This window comes from Caulobacter sp. GW822-FHT01G02, assembly GCF_058802865.1.
Map to the genome: position 1 here is coordinate 423,637 of NZ_JBXAON010000004.1, position 19,143 is coordinate 442,779.

The window sequence follows — 19,143 nt, forward strand, 5'->3', positions numbered from 1 at the left end:
AATTCGCGTCTAGCAACGGGTAGTCAAAATTCGGCACGCGGTACTTGAGCCTGACTCAGGCGGCCCCGGACCTAGGCGGCGACGCGGCGGATGGCGTCGACCAGCTTTTCCGGGTTGAACGGCTTGACGATCCAGCCCGTCGCGCCGGCTTCGCGAGCCCGCTGCTTCTTGGCCGGGTCGCTTTCCGTGGTCAGGACCAGGATCGGGATGGCGCGATAGTCGTCATCGACCCGCACCGCCTCGATGAAGCCGAAGCCGTCCAGCTTGGGCATGTTGATGTCCGTGATGATCACGTCGGGGCGATGGGCGGAGAGAACCTCCAGGCCATGTTCGCCGTCGACCGCTTCGACCACGTTGAAGCCGGCGCCAGCCAGAGCCATGCGCAGCATGTCCCGCATGGTGCGGGAGTCGTCGACCGTGAGAATCGTACGGGTCACGATTCAGCTCCTTGGAATTCCGCCGAGAGGAGCACCCTTTCGGCGCCGAAAAGACGGGTGGTTTCGACAAAGGCCTCGGAAGGCCCCTTGATGGAAAAGGCTTGACCGTCCTGGTCCCACGCCTTGCGGGCGGCCAGCAGAACCTGCAGGCACAGACCGCCGAGGCGACGGACCTGATCGGCTTCCACGATGATCGCCGCGCCGCGGCGTTCCAGAAAGGCGGCCTTCAGCGGGGCCGCGGCCTTCAGATCCAGGGTTTCAGGCAGCGCGATCGCGGCGGCCATTAGAATTCCTCCCAACCATCCGTAGTGGGGGCCTGGGCGACAGCCGCCGAACCATTGCTCCGGCCCGGACGGGCGAAGGTGTTCAGGCGGGCCTGCTGCTCGGCCACCGGGTTGCGCGCCGGAGCGTGCTGGGCCGCGTCGGCCATGGCCGGGCGGGTGTAGTTCGAAGCGCCGTTCCCCACTTGGAAGCGGGCCATCAGGCGGACCAGTTCACCGGTCTCGCCTTTCAGCGAGTGCGTCGCGGCGGTCGATTGCTCGACCATGGCGGCGTTCTGCTGCGTGACCTGATCCATCTGGTTCACGGCCGTGTTGACTTCGTTCAGACCGGTCGCCTGCTCCGCGGCCGAAGCCGCGATCTCGGTGACCAGGGCGTCGATCTCGCCGACCTTCGCCACGATCCGTTGCAGCGCCTCGCCCGTCTGGCCGACCAGGCTGACGCCTTGGCTGACCTGCTGGGTCGAGCTGGAGATCAAGGCCTTGATCTCCTTGGCCGCTTCGGCCGAGCGCTGGGCCAGGGCCCGGACTTCCTGGGCGACGACCGCGAAGCCGCGGCCCGCTTCGCCCGCCCGCGCGGCTTCGACGCCGGCGTTCAGGGCCAGGAGGTTGGTCTGGAAGGCGATCTCGTCGATCACGCCGATAATCTGGCTGATCTGCTTGGACGAGTTTTCGATCTCGCCCATGGCCGACACTGCCTGATGCACGACTTGGCCGCTATGCGTCGCTTCGCCACGCGTCGTTGAGACCACGTCCGAAGCCTGGCGGGCGCCCGAGGCCGTGCGGCGCACGGTGGCGGTCAGCTCGTCCAGCGCGGCGGCGGTCTCTTCCAGGCTGGCGGCCTGTTGTTCGGTGCGGCGCGACAGGTCGTCCGAGGCGTGAGCGATCTCGTCGGCGCCGGTGCGCAGGCCGTCGGTCGAGGCGGCGATGACTTTCATCGTCTCCTGCAGCGAGCCCATGGCGCCGTTGAAGTCGTCCTTCAGCTTGCGATAGTCGCCAGGGAAGTCGGCGGTCACGCGGAAGGTCAGGTCGCCCGAGGCCAGCTTCTCCAGGCCCTGGGCCAGGTTGCTGACGACGGTCGAGGCTTCCTGGGCGGCGGCCGCCGCGGCGGCTTCCTTGGCGCGGCGTTCGTCGGCCGTGAGGGCGGCGGACTTTTCCTGCTCGGCGCGCAATGTGTCGAGGTGCAGTTGGTTGTCGCGGAAGACCTTCAGCGCCGTGACGATGGCGCCCAGTTCGTCGCCGCGCGTCAGCTTCTCGAGGTCGATGCTGTTGTCGCCCTTCGACAGCTTGTCGGTGGCGCCGGCGATGTCGTTGATCGACTTGCGGGTCGTCATGACGGTGAACCACGCCAGACCGCCGACGGCGGCCAGGGTGATCAGCGACATCACGATCGTGATGCTCATCGCGGCGGTCGCCTCGGCCTGGCGCTTGGCGCTCTCGGCTTCGACGCGCTTGTTGGCGGCGCCGACGACCTGGTCGAGCGTGCCGGTCATCTTGGCGTACTGTTCTTCGAACGGGGCGATGAAGCCCACGGCCATGTTGAAGTCGACGCCGATCATGCCGCTGACCGTGTCGATGGCGCTGCGGCACTCATCGAGTTGCTTGATCAGTTCGGCGATCTTGGGTTGTTCGGCCGCCGGCAGCTTGGCCTTGAGGGCGGCCAGTTCCTTCTTGATCGAGTCGGTCTCGGTCAGCACGGCGGCCATGCGAGCGTCGTTCTTGGCGACGTCGATGTTGCCAGCCTTGTGGGTCATGACGGTGTAGAGTTCACCGTTGACGTTTGAAATACGCTTGGAGATCTTCTGGATCTCCAGGTTTTCGCGCATGTCGCTTTCAACGACCTGTTTCAGAGCGGCCGACTGGCTCTTCTGAACAACGATGGCGCCACCCGCCATCAGGGCCAGCATCAGCAAAGCGAATGCCGGCGCGAAGCCGATCTTTATAATCAACGGTAAATCGACGAGACGCATCCGTTTCATCGCGAGGTTCCCTCCAACCGGCGCGCCGTGCCCACGGACCGCCAACATGAGAGGGGATAATCCCCATAGAGTCCTAACAGACTCTGACTTGGTTAAAGCCAATTCGACATAATAGTTCGAGGTGGTGTCGGACGGGTCGTTTCGTCGCAGGCTCCCACGCGCGGAATCTATAAAGACGGGAGCACCTCGCGGGCGTCGCGCGGCCCCCTCTGATGGTTACCTGACAGTAAACTTCCAATATTCTTCTCCGACTCAGATTCTCTTAACTTGAACCTGCGAAAAGGCTCCTGCGTCCGGTTGGCGCAGCGTCCACAGGACGGGACATATTTACTAGGAGCAGCGGGATGAAATATCCGATCGCTATTGCCGCGGGAATCGCTGGCAGCTTTTTCGTCGCTCAGGCCGCTTCGGCCGCCGGTGGCTTCGAAGACCAAATGGGCCGTTGCCTGCAGCAGTTCGCGAACACCCGCGACGCCGCTCAGGTGATGCTGGAATGCACCGCCGACGCCGGCAAGCTGTCGGACTGCAAGGTCGTCGACAACAGCGCCGCCGGTAAGGGTTTCGACAAGGCCGCCATGTGCATCGCCGAAAAGCTCCCCATGGGCGCCAAGACGGGCACCGTGAAGGTCCCGTTCCGCTTCCCGGGCGGCGCGTAAGCATCAGTCCCTTCCGGGGAACACATAGCGCCCTCGCCGACACCGTCGGCGGGGGCGTTCTGCTGTTCGCAGGTCAAGATTCGCACCTGACCCGCTCCTTTACTCAAAACTCTTCCCACTTTTCTTTGAGCGCCGCGGCCGCATTGCCCCGCGCCGCTGGGGCGGAGACGGCCGGTTGGCGGCCGGGGCGGCTGAGCGGGCGGGCGACAGGCGGAGCGCGCGTCGGCGTGGGCGTCGCCGGCGCGGCGGCCTTCTGGCGCGCCGAGATCGAGAACGTCGCCACCTGCTTGACCAACTCCAGCGTCTGACCCTTGAGGGAATGGGTCGCGGCCGTCGTCTGCTCCACCATGGCGGCGTTCTGCTGAGTGACCTGGTCCATCTGATTGACGGCCGTGTTCACCTCGTTAAGCCCCTGAGCCTGCTCCTGGGCCGAGCTGGCGATCTCCACGATCAGGGCGTCGATTTCGGCCACCTTGCCGACGATGCCGCGCAAGGCCTCGCCCGTCTGGCCGACCAGACCCACGCCGCGATCGACCTGGGCGGTCGAGCTGGCGATCAAGGTCTTGATCTCCTTGGCCGCGTCGGCCGACCGCTGGGCCAAGGCGCGGACCTCCTGCGCCACGACGGCGAAGCCGCGACCGGCCTCGCCCGCGCGCGCCGCCTCGACTCCGGCGTTGAGCGCCAACAGGTTGGTCTGGAAGGCGATCTCGTCGATCACCCCGATGATGTTGCCGATCGAGCGCGAGCTGGTCTCGATCTCGCCCATGGCCGCCACGGCCTGGTCGACGACGACTCCGGACTTCTCGGCCTCGGCCTTGGCGCCGACCACCACGTCCTGGGCCTGCTTGGCGCCGGCGGCCGAACGACGGACCGTCGAGGTGATCTCGTCCAGAGCCGCGGCCGTCTCTTCCAGGCTGGCGGCCTGCTGTTCGGTGCGGCGCGACAGGTCGTCAGCGGCGACGCCGATCTCGTCGGCGCCCGAGCGGATCCCGTCCGTGGCGTCGGCCACGCGGCTCATCGCCCGCTCCAGGATGCCGACGGCGTTGTTGAAGTCGTCCTTCAGCTTCTGGAACTCCGGCGCCACCTCGGCCGACAGGCGGCCGACCAGGTCGCCCTGGGCCAGGCGGTCGAGCGCGTCGCCCAGCGCCTGGACCACCGCGTTCTGGCTGGCCTCGTTGGCCAGGCGCACCGCCTCCAGGCGCTGGCGCTCGGCCTCGATGGTCTCCAGATAGATCGAGATGGCGAAGTCCATGTCCAGCATGACCGCCTTCATCAGCGCGCTCACCGCGTCGCCGGCCTTTGTCGGGTCGCCCTTGGCCATGAAGCCCTTGGGCCACTGGTCGTTGATCGTGGCGCGGATCAGATGCTCGCTGACCACCGCGTAGCCGCCGATGTACCAGCGCGGCTCCAGGCCGATGCGGGCGTGGGTCTGGCCGATAGCGCGCACGGCCTTGACGTAGGTGTCATCGAACTCGGCCCGTGCGATCACGTCCCAGTGCGCCTGCTGGCGGCTCGAGGCGGACTGAATGTGGCCCTCGTCGCCGAAGAACTTGCGGGTCTCGGGCGTCGCGCGGACATTGGCGTAGAAGGCGTCCAGGGCGGGGCCGATATTGGCGCGGACGACGGGCTGAAGCGCGCGGAGGGAGGCCCGCGCCCTATCGTCCAGACCCATGAACGCCGCTCGTTCGCTGATCGCGTGATCTTGGCTCATGGTCGTCCCCGTTTCGTAATCCGGAGACAACCTCGTCCAGTATACTTAATGCCGGCTTAAATATTCTCCGTATGCGAAGCGGCAGGATGACGCACGACACTCAAAGGTCGTGAACACACCTTTGAGTAGCAGCGCCTTCAAAGACATTTGCGTGCACTGGAAAAAGCCGCCTCCCCGCGGCGTGGCGCCACGGCTCTACCAGAAATCAGGCGCGACATCCCGCCGCAGCCCTACCCGCCGCGCTTCAAGGTCTCGCGGGCGATGACCAACTGCTGGATCTGGCTGGTGCCCTCGTAGATGCGGAAGATCCGGACGTCGCGGTACAGCCGTTCGATTCCGTAGTCGGCGACATAACCCGCACCGCCGAACACCTGCACGGCCCGATCGGCCACCCGGCCGACCATCTCCGAGGCGAAGAGTTTCGAGGCCGCCGCCTCCAGGGTGACGCCGACGCCGGTGTCGCGCTTGCGGGCCGTCTCGAGGACCAGGGCCCGGGCCGCCAAAGCTTCGGTCTTGCTGTCGGCGATCATCGCCTGGATCAGCTGGAAGCTGGCGATCGGCTGGCCGAACTGCTTGCGCTCGCTGGCATAGGCCACGCAGTCGGCGATCAGCCGCTCGGCCACGCCCACGCAGACGGCGGCGATGTGCAGGCGACCGCGGTCCAGCACCTGCATGGCGACCTTGAAGCCCTCGCCTTCCTCGCCCAGCCGGTTCCAAGCCGGGACGCGGACATTGTCGAAAGTGACGTCGTGAATGTGCGCGCCCTGCTGGCCCATCTTCTTCTCGGGCTTGCTGACCGAAAGGCCTGGCAAGTCGCGCGGAACCAGGAAGGCCGAAACCCCGCCCCCGCCCTTCACGTCGGGATTGGTGCGGGCCATCACCGTGAACAGCGAGGCCTTGCCGGCGTTGGTGATGTAGCGCTTGGCGCCGTTCAGGACGTAGCCGTCGCCGTCCAGCGTGGCGCGGGTCTGCACCGCGGCGCTGTCGGAGCCGGCTTCCGGCTCGGTCAGGGCGAAGGAGGTGATGATCTCGCCCGACGCGATGCCCGGCAGCCACTTGGCCTTCTGGTCGTCGGTTCCGAACATCACCAAGCCCTGGCTGCCGATGCCGACATTGGTGCCGAACACCGAGCGGAACGCCGGCGAGGCGCGGCCCAGCTCGACGGCCACCAGCGCCTCTTCCTCCATGTTGAGGCCCAGGCCGCCAAATTCTTCGGGGATCGACAGGCCGAAGAGACCCAGGCCCTTCATCTCCTCGACGATGTCGGCGGGCACCGCGTCGTCCTCGGCGACCTTGGCCTCGATCGGGCGCAGGCGCTCGGCCACGAAGCGAGCCACCGTCTCGATCAGCTGCTCGCGGGTTTCCAGATCGAGGGCCATGCGCTTCTTCTCCCGACATCAAACGCTTGTTTTGACGCGGACTGTAGCGACGGCCCTCGAGATTGGAAATCCCTTACCGCGCGGCCTTTTCAGCCTGGGCCAGCACGCTCTTGCGCATGCCGTAGGCGAGGTAGACCACCGCCCCGATGATGTGGGCGAACAGGAAGTAGATCTGGGTCTTGGCCGGCAGGCTGTAGAACAGATACAGGCACCCCAGGATGCCGGCGGGGGCCACGATCTGCCAGGCCGGGGTCGAGAACACGCGCGGGCGGTTGGGCTCGCGACGGCGCAGCACGATCACCGACAGGCCCACGGCGATGAACGCCGCCAGGGTGCCGGCATTGGCCAGTTCGGCGATGTCCTTCAGCGACAGGAAGCCCGACAGCACCGCCGACAGGGCGCCGGTCAGCAGGGTCATGACCACCGGCGTGCCGGTCTTGGCGTTGACCTTCGACAGGGCGCGCGGCAGCAGGCCGTCGCGGGCCATGACGAAGAAGATCCGGCTCTGACCGTACATGAAGGCCAGGATCACGGTCGGCAGGGCCACGACGGCGGCCAGCGCCACCAGCTGGGCCATCTTGCCGTGCTGCAGGCTCTCCAGGATGAAGACCAGCGGCGCCTCGCTCTTGGAGAAGATCTCGGTGCGCGACGCGCCGATCGAGGCGGCGGCGACGATCATGTAGATGGCCGTGCAGGCGGCCATCGAGCCGACGATGCCGATGGTCAGGTCGCGCTTGGGGTTCTTGGTCTCCTCGGCGGCGGTCGAGACCGCGTCGAAGCCGTAGAAGGCGAAGAAGATCAGGCTGGCGGCGGCCATCACGCCAATCTTGGCCGAGTCCGGCGCGGCCCCGGCGGGCACATGGGCCGAGAAGCCGTTGGGCATGAACGGGGTGAAGTGGCTTGCGTCGAAGGCCGGCAGGCACAGCGCGACGAAGATGACCAGGGCGATGATCTTCACGAAAACGAGGACCATGTTGACCGTGGCGCTCTCGCGGGTGCCCAGGGCCAGCAGGCCCGCCACCGCCATCGAGATGATCACGGCCGGCAGGTTGACGACACCGCCGGCGTGCGGTCCGGCCAACAGGTAGTCGGGGAAGCCCGCCATCTTGAACAGGCCATGGGCGTGGGCCGACCAGCCGACGGCGACGGCCGCGCAGACCAGGGTGTATTCGAGGATCAGGCTCCAGCCGACGAACCAGGCGACAGGCTCGCCCATGGCCGCGTAGCTGTAGGTGTAGGCGCTGCCCGCCGCCGGCATCAGGGTCGACAGTTCGGCGTAGCACAGCGCGGCGCAGGCGCAGACCGCGCCGGCGATCAGGAACGACAGGATCACGCCCGGCCCGGCCAGGCCCGCGCCGACGCCGGTCAGGGTGTAGATGCCGGTGCCGACGATGGCCCCGACGCCCAGGGCGACCAGATGGTACCAGCTCAGGGTCTTCTTCAGCTGATGGCTGTCCGCGTGGCCCGCAGTGATGGTGTCGATCGACTTGCGTCGCGTCCAGATGCTCAAAATCAGGTCCCTCCGACTCTTGGCCGGGACCATGGAGCGGGTTTCGTGCTCCGCCAAGGCCTGATCTTTAGAAGAATATTCTCGTCAGGGCGTAGGCCAGGACCGCGACGGCGACGGTGACCGTCGCCAGCATGACCGCCAGCTTCGGCTCGACCTCCAGCAGGGCCTTGGGCCCCAGCTTGGCCGAAATGGCCCCGACGCCGGCCAGCAGCAGGAAGCCGGAGCAGGCCGCCATGGTCGTGACCAGGACGGGCGGGATCAGGCCCAGGCCGCGGGCTGCGGCGAGAGCCGCGAAGCCTAAAACAAAAAGCGGCGGCGCCTTCAGCCCGCCGACCACGCCGCCTTCCCGGGTGCGGGTCAGCATCAGGCCGATCAGGATGACCGCCGGGCCCAGCCAGACGATGCGGGCCAGCTTGGCCAGGGCGGCGGTGCTGGCCGTCTCGGGCGAAACCGAAGCCCCGGCGCCGGCCACCTGGGCGACGTCGTGGATCGAGAGGCCGAAGAACACGCCCGACTGGTGGGCGCTCAGGCCCAGGGCGTGGGCGATCGGCGGATAGGCCAGCATAGCCACGGTCGACAGCAGGTTGACGCCGACGATGACCAGGGCCGTCGTGCGCTGGTTGGCCGGACTGGCCGGCGCGGCCTGTGACGCGGCCAGGGCGGCGGAGGCGCCGCAGATCGAGCAGGCGGCGGCCGCGATCAGGGCCTCGGCGAACGGCAGGCCCAGCGCGGTCCCCGCCAGCGCCCCGACGCCCAGCCCGCCCAGCACCACCGCGCCGCTGGCGACGATGGCCGGACCGCCCAGGGCGGCGAACTCGCTCCAGCTGATCTGGGCGCCCATCATGGCCACGCCGAGCCGAAGGCCGGGCTTGGCGAAGACGTCGAGACCCGCGCCCAGCTGGGCCTGCAGGCCCAGGGCGCCGAGCATCATGCCCAGCACCACCGCGACCAGCGGCGCCGGGGCGTGCAGGTTGGAGGCCAGCAGTTTGGCCAGGATCGCCAGCAGCAGGCCGGCGATCAGGCCGGGACCCAGCTTGCCGGCGCTCAGGCGCAGGGCGGCGGTCGTCATCCGCGGACGGTCTCGCCGGAGATCTGGCCCGAGATCGGCGCTTGAGCCGCGAAATGCGCGTCGGCCTTGGCGCAGCGGCTGGACAGCCGCTCGTGCAGCCGGCGCACCGTCTGGCTGCCGGTGCGCTCGAAGGCGAACGGCAGCAGACCGTGGACGAGGCAGGCCAGACCCGCGCCCAGCAGGGTGAAGCCGAAGCTCCAGGCCACGCCCATGTGCTGGCCATAGCTTTCGCCGACCGACTTGGGATGACGCGTGAAGGACAGGTCCATGGGAGCCCCGTTGCTGTGCCGAGGCGCCCTAGGATGGCGAGGATTCGAAGAAAGACATGGTTTGAAAGGTTACCCGTTCCGCGATACGGAGAATTTCATTCTCCAAAACAGGGGATCGCGAGATGATTGATCTCGATCAAGTCGACCGACGCCTCCTGGCCATCCTGCAGGACGACGCCACCGTCGCCATCGCCGAGCTGGCCGAGCGGGTCGGCCTGAGCCAGACCCCGTGCTGGAAGCGGATCAAGCGCCTGCAGGACGCCGGCGTCATCACCGCCCGCGTCGCCCTGCTGGACCGCGCGGCCCTGGACCTCGCCCTGACCGTCTTCGTGGCGGTCAAGACCGGCCGCCACGACGAGGCCTGGCTGACCCAGTTCGCGGCCGGCGCCAGTTCCCTGCCCGAGGTCGTCGAGTTCTACCGGATGAGCGGCGAGGTCGACTATCTGCTCAAGGTCGTGGTCAAGGACATCGCCGCCTATGACCGCTTCTACAAGCGCCTGATCGCCACCGCCCCGCTGACCGACGTCTCGTCCAGCTTCGCCATGGAGCAGATCAAGTTCACGACGGCGCTGCCGATCTGCCCGAGCTAGGCTCACGGCTTCGCCGCTCCACGCGGCGCGGCCGCTGAAGGTGTGGGGAGGCGACGGAGCGGCCGGGCGAACCCGGAGACCGTAGTGGTTTGTGTGTTTCGGCTCGGACGACCGCTCCGCCAGGTTGTTCTTGCCCGTGAGGATGGGGGGCGTGAGCGTCTTTCAGCTCGGGACCCCACTAGCCCCCGGACGGGCGCGGACCAAGTCGATCGGCTACATCCGTCTCGACCCCGACGATCCACGATAGGCGGCTTGTACGATCACCGCCCTGTCGATCCGCTGATGGTTTTGATCCCGGACAGCTCCGTCACCCGCGTGCGCTCCTAAAGAGTAAGCGACGTGGCGTGAAGGCGCCGCCGGGAACCGCCAGCGGCCCCGCTCAACCTACCCCCGCCGCCGTATTGGGCCGGATCCAAACGCCCTCCCCCGCGACGGGGACAGCTCTGAGTATCGGGGCGGATTCAACGCGGATCATTCAGGGGCGCGAAAAATCGACAAGCGGTTGATTTCGTGTGGCTCTGTCCCGCCAACACCGGGGATACAGCGCCCTCAATCCCCTCTCTCTTAGAGAGAGGGAGGGGCCCATCGCGCCGCGATGGGAGGGTGAGTGGTTACACCGCCAACCGGCGTGCCGGCACATCGTCCGCAACAGCGCCAGGATCGTCCATGGGCTTCGCCTACCCACTCACCCTCCCACGCCTGCGGCGCGGGCCCCTCCCTCTCTCCATGAGAGAGGGTTTCCGGTGCGCGCTCTCTTCCCGTCCAAGCCGCCTTCCGCCCCGGAAGAGCGCCCGCCTTACATCTCACGGCGAGACGATCGCAGGGCTGTCCAGGTCACTCAAGGCCGACGCTCCGCGTCGCCGCGCGCGGTCGCCGGAGGCGAGCCTTGACTGACCTGGACAGCCCTGCACGCTGCAGCCTCCAAGAGATTGAAGGCGGGCTCCCGACGCGGAGGCGTTCAGCTTTGAGGCACCGCACGGCCCCAGAAAGGCGGAGTTTGATGGCTTCGCCCGGTCGGCAGCAGTCGTCGGCTCCAACGATGCGTTGCACAACGTCCGGCGAAACGCCCTGCCCGCTCCGGATGACCACAGCTTCAGCCGTTCAATCGTAGCAAGATTAGTTGACCTCCATTAAGGTCAGGCTACCCTTTGACGTATCGTGCATCGTATGCCCACCGAACCAACGACAAAAAAAGTTACGGCGTCGCGTCCCACCGCGCGTATCGAATATTTGCGCGTCGAAAACTTCCGAGCGCTCCGCAAAATCGAGCTGAAAAATATAACCCCCCTAACAGTGTTGCTAGGGCCCAACGGCAGCGGCAAGTCGACATTCTTCGATGTTTTCGCTTTCCTTTCGGAGTGTTTCGACACTGGTTTGCGGCGAGCGTGGGACCGCCGCGGGCGTGCGAGAGAACTGAAAACGCGCGGCAGCGAGGGGCCGATCGTCATCGAGATCAAGTACAGGGAGCCTGGATACCCGCTCATCACGTATCATCTCGCCGTCGATGAGAAAAATGGCTCGCCAGTGGTCGTGGAAGAGTGGCTCCGCTGGAAGCGGGGCAGCCATGGCCAGCCGTTCCGTTTCCTCAATTACCGCGAAGGGATCGGACGCGCGGTCAGCGGTGACAAGCCGGACGAACAGGATAGTCGCGTCGATTTTCCGCTGAGCGCCCCAGACCTTATCGCCGTAAATGCTCTAGGCCAATTCGCCGAGCATCCGCGTGTCGCCGCGCTGCGTCAGTTCATAACTGGCTGGTACGTGTCCTATTTCTCAGTCGATAACACGCGAGGTCAGCCCGAGGCTGGACCTCAGGAGCGTTTGTCCCGCAATGGCGATAACCTCGCCAATGTAATCCAGTACCTAAGCGAGCAGCACCCAACTCGTTTGGAAGAAATCTTCAAGATCCTACGGCGCCGCGTGCCACGGATAGAGCGCGTCTTGGCCGAGGCTATGCCGGACGGGCGCCTACTTCTCACGATCAAGGATGCGCCCTTCGACAACCCCATCCTCGCTAGGTTCGCCTCGGATGGCACACTGAAAATGTTGGCTTACTTGGTGCTACTCTATGATCCTCAGCCTCCACCGTTTATCGGGATCGAGGAACCTGAGAATTTCTTGCATCCGCGCCTGTTATACGGATTGGCGGAAGAGTGCCGCGCCGCTGCGGGAAGAGGTCAGCTATTGGTGACGACGCATTCTCCATTCTTCCTCAATGCCCTTCAGGCAAGGGAAGTACGTGCGCTTTACCGGGACGAGGACGGGTACACGCAGGTTGCAACGGCCTCCGAAATCCCCGGTATTAATGCCTTCGTGGACGAGGGCGGTTTGCTAGGGCAGCTGTGGCTGGAGGGCCATTTCGGTGTCGGCGACCCCCTCACAAATCAGGGGGCTCCGACATTCCAACTCGCCAAACCCTGATGGCGGGTCATCTTGAGATCCTCGTTGAGGAACCTTCCGCCGAAGCATTCCTCGCTGCGTGGCTGCCTAGGCTCTTGGAGGGCCGGGCGACCTTCACGATCCACGCCTTTCAAGGCAAGACTGACCTCCTGGCTAACCTCGAGAGGCGATTGAGAGGCTACGCCCGTTGGTTGCCCGACTATGCTCGGATCATCGTTCTAATCGATAGAGACAGCGCGGACTGCCGGGCGCTGAAGGCGAAGTTGGAGGCGGTAGCGCGCTCCGCCGGGATGTCTACTCGGACGACAGCCGGACCGGTCCGTTGGCGGGTCGCCAATCGGGTGGTAGTTGAGGAACTGGAAGCTTGGTATTTTGGGGCCTGGAGCAGCGTCATGCGGGCGTATCCAAACGCGCCAACCAACGTTCCGCAGAAGGCTTCCTTTCGCCTCAGCGATGAAATTGGCGGTGGAACCTGGGAGGCCTTTGAAAGAGTTTTACAGAAGGCCGGATATTTTCGGGGCGGACTGCGCAAAGTGGAAGCGGCGCAATCGGTTGGAGAGCAATTCGATCCTTCGGAATGTCGTTCCCCAAGTTTCGCCAGTTTCTACGGGACGCTGCTCGAGGCAGTTTCCCCGCCTCTGCAACCTGACCCGATCTAAACCCCGCCACCGTACGATTGCCTTCTGACGAGAGGCAAGACCATTAGACCCAGGCCATATCACCGCCGCCCTCTCCCAGGGGGGCCTATGTCGAGTTCATGGCGGCGAACCGAGGGCCGCTTCAGCCCCCTACTCCGGCCACAAATCCTGCACATCGCCCTTGCGGTTCAGCATGTGCGTGGCCCGCTTGATCAGCATCAGCAGGCGCTCCTTCCGGCCGTCCTTGTCGTAGGTCAGGGTCGTGCGGGCCAGGCCCTCCAGCATGAAGCGCGCCAGGTCGCGGCTGGCCTGGAAGCGGGGGCCGGCGCCGGCATGGAGGATCTTCAGGAAGTGGTCGCCGGCCTGGGCGCGGTCGAACTCGGCCTGGGCGGGCGCCAGCAGGGCGTGGATGGCCGGGTCGGTGCGGCCGGCGTCCTCCAGCTCGCCGAAGGCCAGGAACGGCACGCTGTGCAGCAGGTCCCAGTAGCTGTCGATCGCGTGCTCGGTGACGTCGGCCCCGGCGGGCAGGTTCTCGGCGGCGGCGCGGAACAGGGTCGAACGCTCGGCCTGGATGTGGGCCACGGCGGCCTCGACCAGGGCCTCGCGGGTCGGGAAGTGATAGAGCATCGCCCCGCGCGTCAGGCCGGCGGCGTCGGCGATCACCGGGTTGGTGGCGGCGTGGTAGCCGATCTCGGCGATCAGGCGCATCGCCTGGTCCAGAATCCGCGCGCGGGTCTTCTGGGATTTCGGCGTGTCCTTGGCGAGGCGGGCGGCGTCCATGCCGGTGATCTAGTCGCCGCGATGCTGCACCGCAACAGGCTTGCCGCCCTCAAGCAACCCCAAGCGGCGAAAGGGATTGCTTATCGGTCCAGAATTTTGACAATGACGTCGAAACTGCGCATTTCGCGGGCAGACGGCGGACCGCCGCGAGGGCGCGGCGCCTTAACGCGCGGTAAATCCGCCGCGGCCCCATTTCATCAAAGCGACATGCAATCAGCTTAATCGCCTGCCGTTGGCCGCCATCTTCCGATCCGGGGACGGAGTGATCTCGCGGCGCCACACGGGGGTTCGACCATGAGCGCCGACGTCGCCGTTCGCCGCTACCGCTCCATCTTCATCAGCGATCTGCACCTGGGCACGCGCGGGTGCCAGGCCGAGCTGCTGCTGGACTTCATCCGCCATGTCGAGTGCGACAAGCTGTATCTGGTCGGCGACATCATCGACGGCTGGAAGCTGCGCAGCGGCTGGTACTGGCCCCAGGCCCACAACGACGTGGTCCAGAAGATCCTGCGCATGGCGCGAAAGGGGACGGAGGTGATCTACGTCCCCGGCAATCACGACGACCGGATCCGCGATTTCTGCGGCGTCCACTTCGGCGGGGTGATCGTGGCCCGCGACGTGATCCACGAGGCCGCCGACGGCAAACGCTATCTGGTTGTCCACGGCGACGAGTTCGACGGCATCGTCCAGCACGCCAAGTGGCTCGCCTTCCTCGGGGATTGGTCCTATAGAACCATCCTCATGCTGAACACTCTGGTGAATCGCCTGCGGCGTCGCCTGGGGTTCGGCTATTGGAGTCTGTCGGCGTTTCTGAAGGTCAAGGTGAAGAACGCGTTGCAGTTCATCGAGAACTTCGAGGCCGCCGTGGCCGACGAAGCGCGACGTCGGGGGGTGGACGGCGTGATCTGTGGTCACATCCACAAGGCCGAGATGCGTGACATCGACGGCGTCCGCTACATCAATGACGGCGACTGGGTCGAAAGCTGCACGGCCCTGGCCGAGCACGCGGACGGCCATCTCGAGATCCTGGAATGGGCCAAGCTGCGCTCGTGGTCGGTGATCGACCGCGCCCGTTCGATCGCGCCTCAAGCCGCTGAAGCCGCCGACGAGCCGTTGCCGGAGCCCGCCGCCGCCTGATGCGAATTCTGCTTGCGACCGACGCCTGGGAGCCTCAAGTCAACGGGGTGGTCCGGACCCTGACCCGGGTGGTCGAGGAACTGCGCCTGATGGGCCACGAGGTCGACGTCGTCAGCCCCGAACAGTTCCCGACCTTCCCGCTGCCGACCTATCCCGAGATCAAGCTGGCGATCGGCGCCTACGAGCCGGTGCAGGAGCGCTTCAAGCAGTTCGAGCCCGAGGCGATCCACATCGCCACCGAGGGTCCGATCGGCCTGGCCGCGCGCCGCATCTGCCTGGAGTGGAAGCTGCCGTTCACGACCAGCTACCACACCAAGTTCCCGGAATATGTCTCGGCCCGCCTGCCGCTGCCGCTGGCGGCCGGCTACACCTATATGCGCTGGTTCCACAAGCCGTCGGGCCGCCTGATGGTGGCCACGCCGACCATGCGCGACGAGCTGGCCAAGCACGGCTTCCGCAACCTCTCGCCCTGGTCGCGCGGGGTGGACACCGACATCTTCAAGCCGCGCGTCGAGGGCGATCCCGACCCGTTCGAGGGCCTGCCGCGCCCGATCTTCCTCAATGTCGGCCGCGTCGCCGTCGAGAAGAACATCGAGGCCTTCGCCAGCCTGGACCTGCCGGGCACCAAGGTCGTCATCGGCGACGGCCCGCAGCGCGAGGAGCTGGCCGAGAAATATCCCGAGGTGAAGTTCCTGGGCGCCAAGTTCGGCGACGAGCTGGCCCGCTATTTCGGCGGGGCGGACGTGTTCTGCTTCCCGTCCCTGACCGACACCTTCGGCCTGGTGATCCTGGAGGCCATGGCCGCCGGCGTGCCGGTGGCGGCGTTCTCGGCCCCGGGTCCGGTCGACATCATCCCCGGCTCCAACGCCGGCGTGCTGGCCCCCGGCCAGACCGACGGCCTCAAGGAAGCCTGCCTGGCCTGCCTGGACCTGGACCGCGCGGTGGTCCGCAAGTTCGCCGAGAAGTTCTCGTGGCGCTCGTGCGCCGAGGAGTTCTTCCGCAACCTGCAGCCCTATCCGGAGCCGGAGAAGACCCGCTTCTGGCGGCGGCTGCGGCGCCTGGCGCGGCTGCGCAAGAAGACGGCCGCCTAGAACAACCGTCCCTGCAGCCACAGGATGGCCGGATAGGTCGCCAGCCAGGTCCAGAAGAACCGGTTGAGGCCGAACAGGCAGGCATTGGCCAGGTGGAAGGTCGCCGCGACCGCCAGGCCGGCGACCAGGGCCGGCTTCCACAGCAGGGTCAGCGGGAAGGCCAGCTCGAAGCCCATCACCGCCCAGGACATGACCCGCAGCAGCTGGGGCCGCTCGGCGAAGCGGCGCAGATTCTGGGAGACCGGATATGCGGAAAACTGAAAAACGTCGCGCAGCGCCCGGCCCGAGCGCCAGTCGGGATTGACGATCTTGACCCCGCCCGAGATGAAGTAGCTGAGCATCAGCTGCGCCCCGAGATAGCCGAACGACAGCTCCTTGAGGGCCGGCGTGGGCAGCAGGCGGGTCAGGACCAGGCACCACAGCGCCAGCAGGCCCATGCGGTCGCTGCCGCCATTATAGGGCCCCTGGAAGCGGTGAAGGATCAGCAGCGACACCAACGCCAGCCCGACCAGCGGCCAGGGCGCGGCGATCCCGCCGGCCACGAGGACGCAAAGCAGGATCCGGACGGCGAACAGCGGCCGCTCGCCGGGCAGGCCGCGCAGGTGCTCGAGGCTCTGCTGGATCAGGGCCAGCGCCAGCAGGATCTCGGTCAGGCGGACGGCGGCTTCAAGGCTCATCGGATCGCGATGTCCTGAAGAAGGCGCGGCGCGGGTTGGACCATGACCTCCTCGGTCAGCGCCTCGCCCTCGCGGCTGACGAAGACCAGGCGGAAGCACAGCCACGGCCGCGCGGGATCCTGGGGCTCGACGGCCAGGTCGGCGGCGATGCGCTTGAACAGTTCGTCCTCGCTATGGGCGGGCGTGCGGTCCTCGGCCAGGCGCTCGGCGCAGCTCATCACGAACAGGGTCTGGTTCCAGCGCGGGTTCCAGACCAGGCGCTTGAGCATGGTCGCCAGCGACACGTGCTCGGGCCGGGGCCGGAACGCGCGCCAGACGCCGGTCGCATCGCCGGGCGAGGCCAGCAGGGCGTATTCGACGCGCGGCGCCGGCGCGATCACGTCGAAGAAGTTCCACGACGGGATCAGGGCGGGGAGCAGGAGCTTGAGGGGATCAGGCAGGATCGGGATCGTCGGGCTCCTAGCCCGCGGGGCGCGGCTGTGCCGCGCGGATCTTCTGGAGCAGGTCCTTCAACTGTTCCTCCGACAGGGCGCCGCGGATCAGATAGCCGTTTATCACCAGGCCCGGCGTGCCTTGAAGCGTCAGCAGGGCGGCCTCGCGTTCATTGCGCGTCAGGATGGCGTCGATGTCGCGGCCGTGGGCCTTCAGGTCGCTTGTGAGCCTGGCCCAGTCGACGCCGGCCTGCTTGGCGACGGTGTCGACCATGTCCTTGTCGCTCAGCCGCGTGGGCGAGAGCATGAAGGCCCGATGCACCGCGTCGTACCGGCCTTGATAGGTCGCCGCCAGCGCCACGCGCGCCGCGTGTTCGGACACGTCGCCGAAGATGGGCCATTCCTTGTGGACCACGGCCAGGCGCCGGTCCGCCTTCAGGGCGTTGGCCAGCACCGGCTCCATGCGCTTGCAGTAGCCGCAGTTGTAGTCGGCATACATCACGATGATGACGTCCGGATCCGTCGCCCCGGCGCGCGGCGCGCCCGGCTCGCGCAGGAGGTCCTTGAACCCGTACTCGGCGGCGCCGGCCGGCGCGGAAAAGGCGAAAGCGACGAGAGCGGCGGCCAAGGCGATGGCGTGACGGAAAAGCATAGGTAACTCCGGGGAAACGGTCGGTCGGCCGACCTACCCCTCCAGCCCGTCCTTCTTGCGCTTGGTGTGCTTGAGGATGACCTTGTCGATCCGCGAGCCGTCCATGTCGACGATCTCCAGGTCGAAGGCGCCGAGTTCGACATGTTCGCCCTCGACCGGCAGGCGGCCCAGGCGGTCCAGGATCAGGCCGGCCACGGTGTGGTAGCCGCCCTCGGCCTCGAAGTTCTCGCCCAGGTGATCGTTCAGCTCCTGGATGTCGAGACGGGCGTCGATCAGCCAGCTGCCGTCCTCGCGACGGATGAAGCGCTTCTCGTCGTCCTCGTGGTCCTCGGGGAAGTCGCCGGCGATCATTTCCAGCAGGTCCAGGGGCGTGATCGCGCCCTGCAGCGAGCCGAACTCGTCGACGACCAGGGCCATGTGCAGGCTGGTCTGCTTGAAGACCGCCAGGGCCTTGAGCAGCGACATGGTTTCCGGGATGGCGATCGGCTGCTGGACGTGGGCCTTGAGGTCGAGGGGTTCGTTCGACAGGCAGGCGTCCAGCAGGTCCTTCTTCAGCACCACGCCGACCCCGCCGTCGAGATCGTCGTCGGTGGCCACCAGGATGCGCGAGTGGGCGCTGGCGCGGATCTCGGTCAGCACCTGCTCGGGGCTGTCGGCCAGCGACACCCAGAACAGGTCGCGGCGCGGGGTCATGGCCACGCGGACGGGGCGGTCGCCCAGGCGCAGCACCTCATTGATCATCGCCCGCTCCTCGGGCTCGATCAGGCCGGCGTCGGCGCCCTCGGCCAGGACGGCTTCCATCTCCTCGGTGGTGACGCCGTTGTTGCGCTCGTCGCGCACGCCCATCAGCTTCAGCACGGCGGCCGTGGACACGGTCAGCAGGGTCACGAACGGGCGCAGCACCATGGCCACGATGGCCAGGAACGGCGACATGCGGCGGGCGATCACGTCCGGGAACATCAGGGCCAGACGCTTGGGCACCAGTTCGCCCAGGATCACCGACACATAGGTCAGGCCGATGACCACGACCGTGGTGGCCAAGCCTTCTGAATATTTGGCGATCGGCGGGAAGCCTTCCAGCCAGTGGTCCAGCGCGCTGGCGATGGTGGCCTGGCCGTAGGCGCCGGCGAAGATGCCGATCAGGGTGATGCCGACCTGGACGGCCGACAGGAACCGCGTGGGGTGCTCGGCCATCTCCAGGGCCAGCTTCGCGCCCCGATCCCCCCGCTCGGCGAAGCCTTGCAGACGCGCCTTGCGGGCCGAGACGACGGCCAGTTCGGACATGGAAAAGACCCCGTTCAACAGAACGAGGAGGAAGACGACGGCGAGCGCGACGAGGATCATGGCCCTGCAGGGTCAAGGACGCGGGCCCGGACGGCGACCGCGGCGCGGGCATGGGGAGGCCCGGCGCGGTCCACTATACAAAGAAAAACGCCGCGGCCCATAGAGCCGCGGCGTCTAG

At 66.7% G+C, this 19,143-nt stretch carries 19 protein-coding genes; 6 read left to right on the forward strand and 13 right to left on the reverse strand.

Annotated features, from left to right (window positions below; genetic code table 11):
* Positions 1 to 71: 71 nt before the first annotated feature.
* From AC1RNC_RS14325 to AC1RNC_RS14335, 3 genes are read right to left on the reverse strand one after another with little or no spacing between them, the layout of a single operon-like run.
* Positions 72 to 437: a response regulator gene (locus tag AC1RNC_RS14325; RefSeq protein ID WP_062095129.1), complete on the reverse strand. Its 366-nt coding sequence runs from the start codon at positions 435 to 437 to the stop codon at positions 72 to 74.
* The gene (locus AC1RNC_RS14330) at positions 434 to 721 is read right to left on the reverse strand and encodes an STAS domain-containing protein (RefSeq protein WP_492887057.1); all 288 of its coding nucleotides are present in this window, start codon (positions 719 to 721) and stop codon (positions 434 to 436) included. The genes AC1RNC_RS14325 and AC1RNC_RS14330 overlap by 4 nt, the downstream gene beginning before the upstream one ends.
* Complete coding sequence (locus AC1RNC_RS14335) at positions 721 to 2,742, reverse strand: methyl-accepting chemotaxis protein (protein WP_492887058.1); 2,022 nt, start codon at positions 2,740 to 2,742, stop codon at positions 721 to 723. Before AC1RNC_RS14335 ends, AC1RNC_RS14330 begins: the two co-directional genes overlap by 1 nt.
* Before the next feature lie 296 nt (positions 2,743 to 3,038).
* Here AC1RNC_RS14335 and AC1RNC_RS14340 point away from each other — a divergent pair, with 296 nt between their 5' ends.
* The gene (locus AC1RNC_RS14340) at positions 3,039 to 3,350 is read left to right on the forward strand and encodes a hypothetical protein (RefSeq protein ID WP_099444777.1); all 312 of its coding nucleotides are present in this window, start codon (positions 3,039 to 3,041) and stop codon (positions 3,348 to 3,350) included.
* Between the two features lie 103 nt (positions 3,351 to 3,453).
* On the opposite strand, the gene AC1RNC_RS14345 is transcribed toward AC1RNC_RS14340, so the two are convergent.
* The 5 genes from AC1RNC_RS14345 to AC1RNC_RS14365 all read right to left on the reverse strand — a co-directional run bounded on the left by AC1RNC_RS14345 (position 3,454) and on the right by AC1RNC_RS14365 (position 9,288).
* Positions 3,454 to 5,061 (reverse strand): methyl-accepting chemotaxis protein, encoded by a 1,608-nt coding sequence (locus AC1RNC_RS14345; RefSeq protein WP_492887059.1) that lies wholly within the window; start codon positions 5,059 to 5,061, stop codon positions 3,454 to 3,456.
* A gap of 230 nt (positions 5,062 to 5,291) precedes the next feature.
* The gene (locus AC1RNC_RS14350; RefSeq protein WP_492887060.1) at positions 5,292 to 6,440 is read right to left on the reverse strand and encodes an acyl-CoA dehydrogenase family protein; all 1,149 of its coding nucleotides are present in this window, start codon (positions 6,438 to 6,440) and stop codon (positions 5,292 to 5,294) included.
* A 73-nt stretch (positions 6,441 to 6,513) separates the two neighbouring features.
* Complete coding sequence (locus tag AC1RNC_RS14355; RefSeq protein WP_492887225.1) at positions 6,514 to 7,983, reverse strand: amino acid permease; 1,470 nt, start codon at positions 7,981 to 7,983, stop codon at positions 6,514 to 6,516.
* A 34-nt stretch (positions 7,984 to 8,017) separates the two neighbouring features.
* Complete coding sequence (locus tag AC1RNC_RS14360; protein ID WP_492887061.1) at positions 8,018 to 9,019, reverse strand: putative sulfate exporter family transporter; 1,002 nt, start codon at positions 9,017 to 9,019, stop codon at positions 8,018 to 8,020.
* Positions 9,016 to 9,288, reverse strand: coding sequence for a DUF6356 family protein (locus tag AC1RNC_RS14365; RefSeq protein ID WP_492887062.1), 273 nt, complete (start codon positions 9,286 to 9,288; stop codon positions 9,016 to 9,018). Before AC1RNC_RS14365 ends, AC1RNC_RS14360 begins: the two co-directional genes overlap by 4 nt.
* A gap of 122 nt (positions 9,289 to 9,410) precedes the next feature.
* Here AC1RNC_RS14365 and AC1RNC_RS14370 point away from each other — a divergent pair, with 122 nt between their 5' ends.
* The 3 genes from AC1RNC_RS14370 to AC1RNC_RS14380 all read left to right on the forward strand — a co-directional run bounded on the left by AC1RNC_RS14370 (position 9,411) and on the right by AC1RNC_RS14380 (position 12,934).
* Entirely contained in the window at positions 9,411 to 9,878 is a 468-nt protein-coding gene (locus AC1RNC_RS14370) for an Lrp/AsnC family transcriptional regulator (RefSeq protein WP_492887063.1), read from the forward strand.
* Between the two features lie 1,167 nt (positions 9,879 to 11,045).
* Positions 11,046 to 12,296, forward strand: coding sequence for an AAA family ATPase (locus AC1RNC_RS14375; RefSeq protein WP_492887064.1), 1,251 nt, complete (start codon positions 11,046 to 11,048; stop codon positions 12,294 to 12,296).
* Positions 12,296 to 12,934 (forward strand): DUF4276 family protein, encoded by a 639-nt coding sequence (locus AC1RNC_RS14380; RefSeq protein WP_492887065.1) that lies wholly within the window; start codon positions 12,296 to 12,298, stop codon positions 12,932 to 12,934. The genes AC1RNC_RS14375 and AC1RNC_RS14380 overlap by 1 nt, the downstream gene beginning before the upstream one ends.
* A gap of 129 nt (positions 12,935 to 13,063) precedes the next feature.
* Here AC1RNC_RS14380 and AC1RNC_RS14385 read toward each other — a convergent pair whose 3' ends face one another.
* Positions 13,064 to 13,693, reverse strand: coding sequence for a TetR/AcrR family transcriptional regulator (locus AC1RNC_RS14385; RefSeq protein WP_492836591.1), 630 nt, complete (start codon positions 13,691 to 13,693; stop codon positions 13,064 to 13,066).
* Positions 13,694 to 13,987: 294 nt separating this feature from the next.
* Between AC1RNC_RS14385 and AC1RNC_RS14390 the strand changes: the two genes are divergently transcribed.
* Both AC1RNC_RS14390 and AC1RNC_RS14395 read left to right on the forward strand, forming a co-directional pair.
* The gene (locus tag AC1RNC_RS14390) at positions 13,988 to 14,830 is read left to right on the forward strand and encodes a UDP-2,3-diacylglucosamine diphosphatase (protein ID WP_492836589.1); all 843 of its coding nucleotides are present in this window, start codon (positions 13,988 to 13,990) and stop codon (positions 14,828 to 14,830) included.
* Entirely contained in the window at positions 14,830 to 15,921 is a 1,092-nt protein-coding gene (locus AC1RNC_RS14395; protein ID WP_492836587.1) for a glycosyltransferase family 4 protein, read from the forward strand. The genes AC1RNC_RS14390 and AC1RNC_RS14395 overlap by 1 nt, the downstream gene beginning before the upstream one ends.
* Here the strand turns inward: AC1RNC_RS14395 and AC1RNC_RS14400 are convergent.
* From AC1RNC_RS14400 to AC1RNC_RS14415, 4 genes are read right to left on the reverse strand one after another with little or no spacing between them, the layout of a single operon-like run.
* Complete coding sequence (locus AC1RNC_RS14400) at positions 15,918 to 16,598, reverse strand: HTTM domain-containing protein (RefSeq protein ID WP_492887066.1); 681 nt, start codon at positions 16,596 to 16,598, stop codon at positions 15,918 to 15,920. The two genes, AC1RNC_RS14395 and AC1RNC_RS14400, sit on opposite strands and share 4 nt — an antisense overlap.
* Positions 16,595 to 17,047 (reverse strand): hypothetical protein, encoded by a 453-nt coding sequence (locus AC1RNC_RS14405; RefSeq protein ID WP_492887226.1) that lies wholly within the window; start codon positions 17,045 to 17,047, stop codon positions 16,595 to 16,597. The genes AC1RNC_RS14400 and AC1RNC_RS14405 overlap by 4 nt, the downstream gene beginning before the upstream one ends.
* A gap of 10 nt (positions 17,048 to 17,057) precedes the next feature.
* The gene (locus AC1RNC_RS14410; RefSeq protein ID WP_492887067.1) at positions 17,058 to 17,681 is read right to left on the reverse strand and encodes a DsbA family protein; all 624 of its coding nucleotides are present in this window, start codon (positions 17,679 to 17,681) and stop codon (positions 17,058 to 17,060) included.
* A 33-nt stretch (positions 17,682 to 17,714) separates the two neighbouring features.
* On the reverse strand, positions 17,715 to 19,025 hold the full coding sequence (locus AC1RNC_RS14415; RefSeq protein ID WP_492887068.1) for a hemolysin family protein: 1,311 nt from the start codon (positions 19,023 to 19,025) through the stop codon (positions 17,715 to 17,717).
* Positions 19,026 to 19,143: the final 118 nt, after the last annotated feature.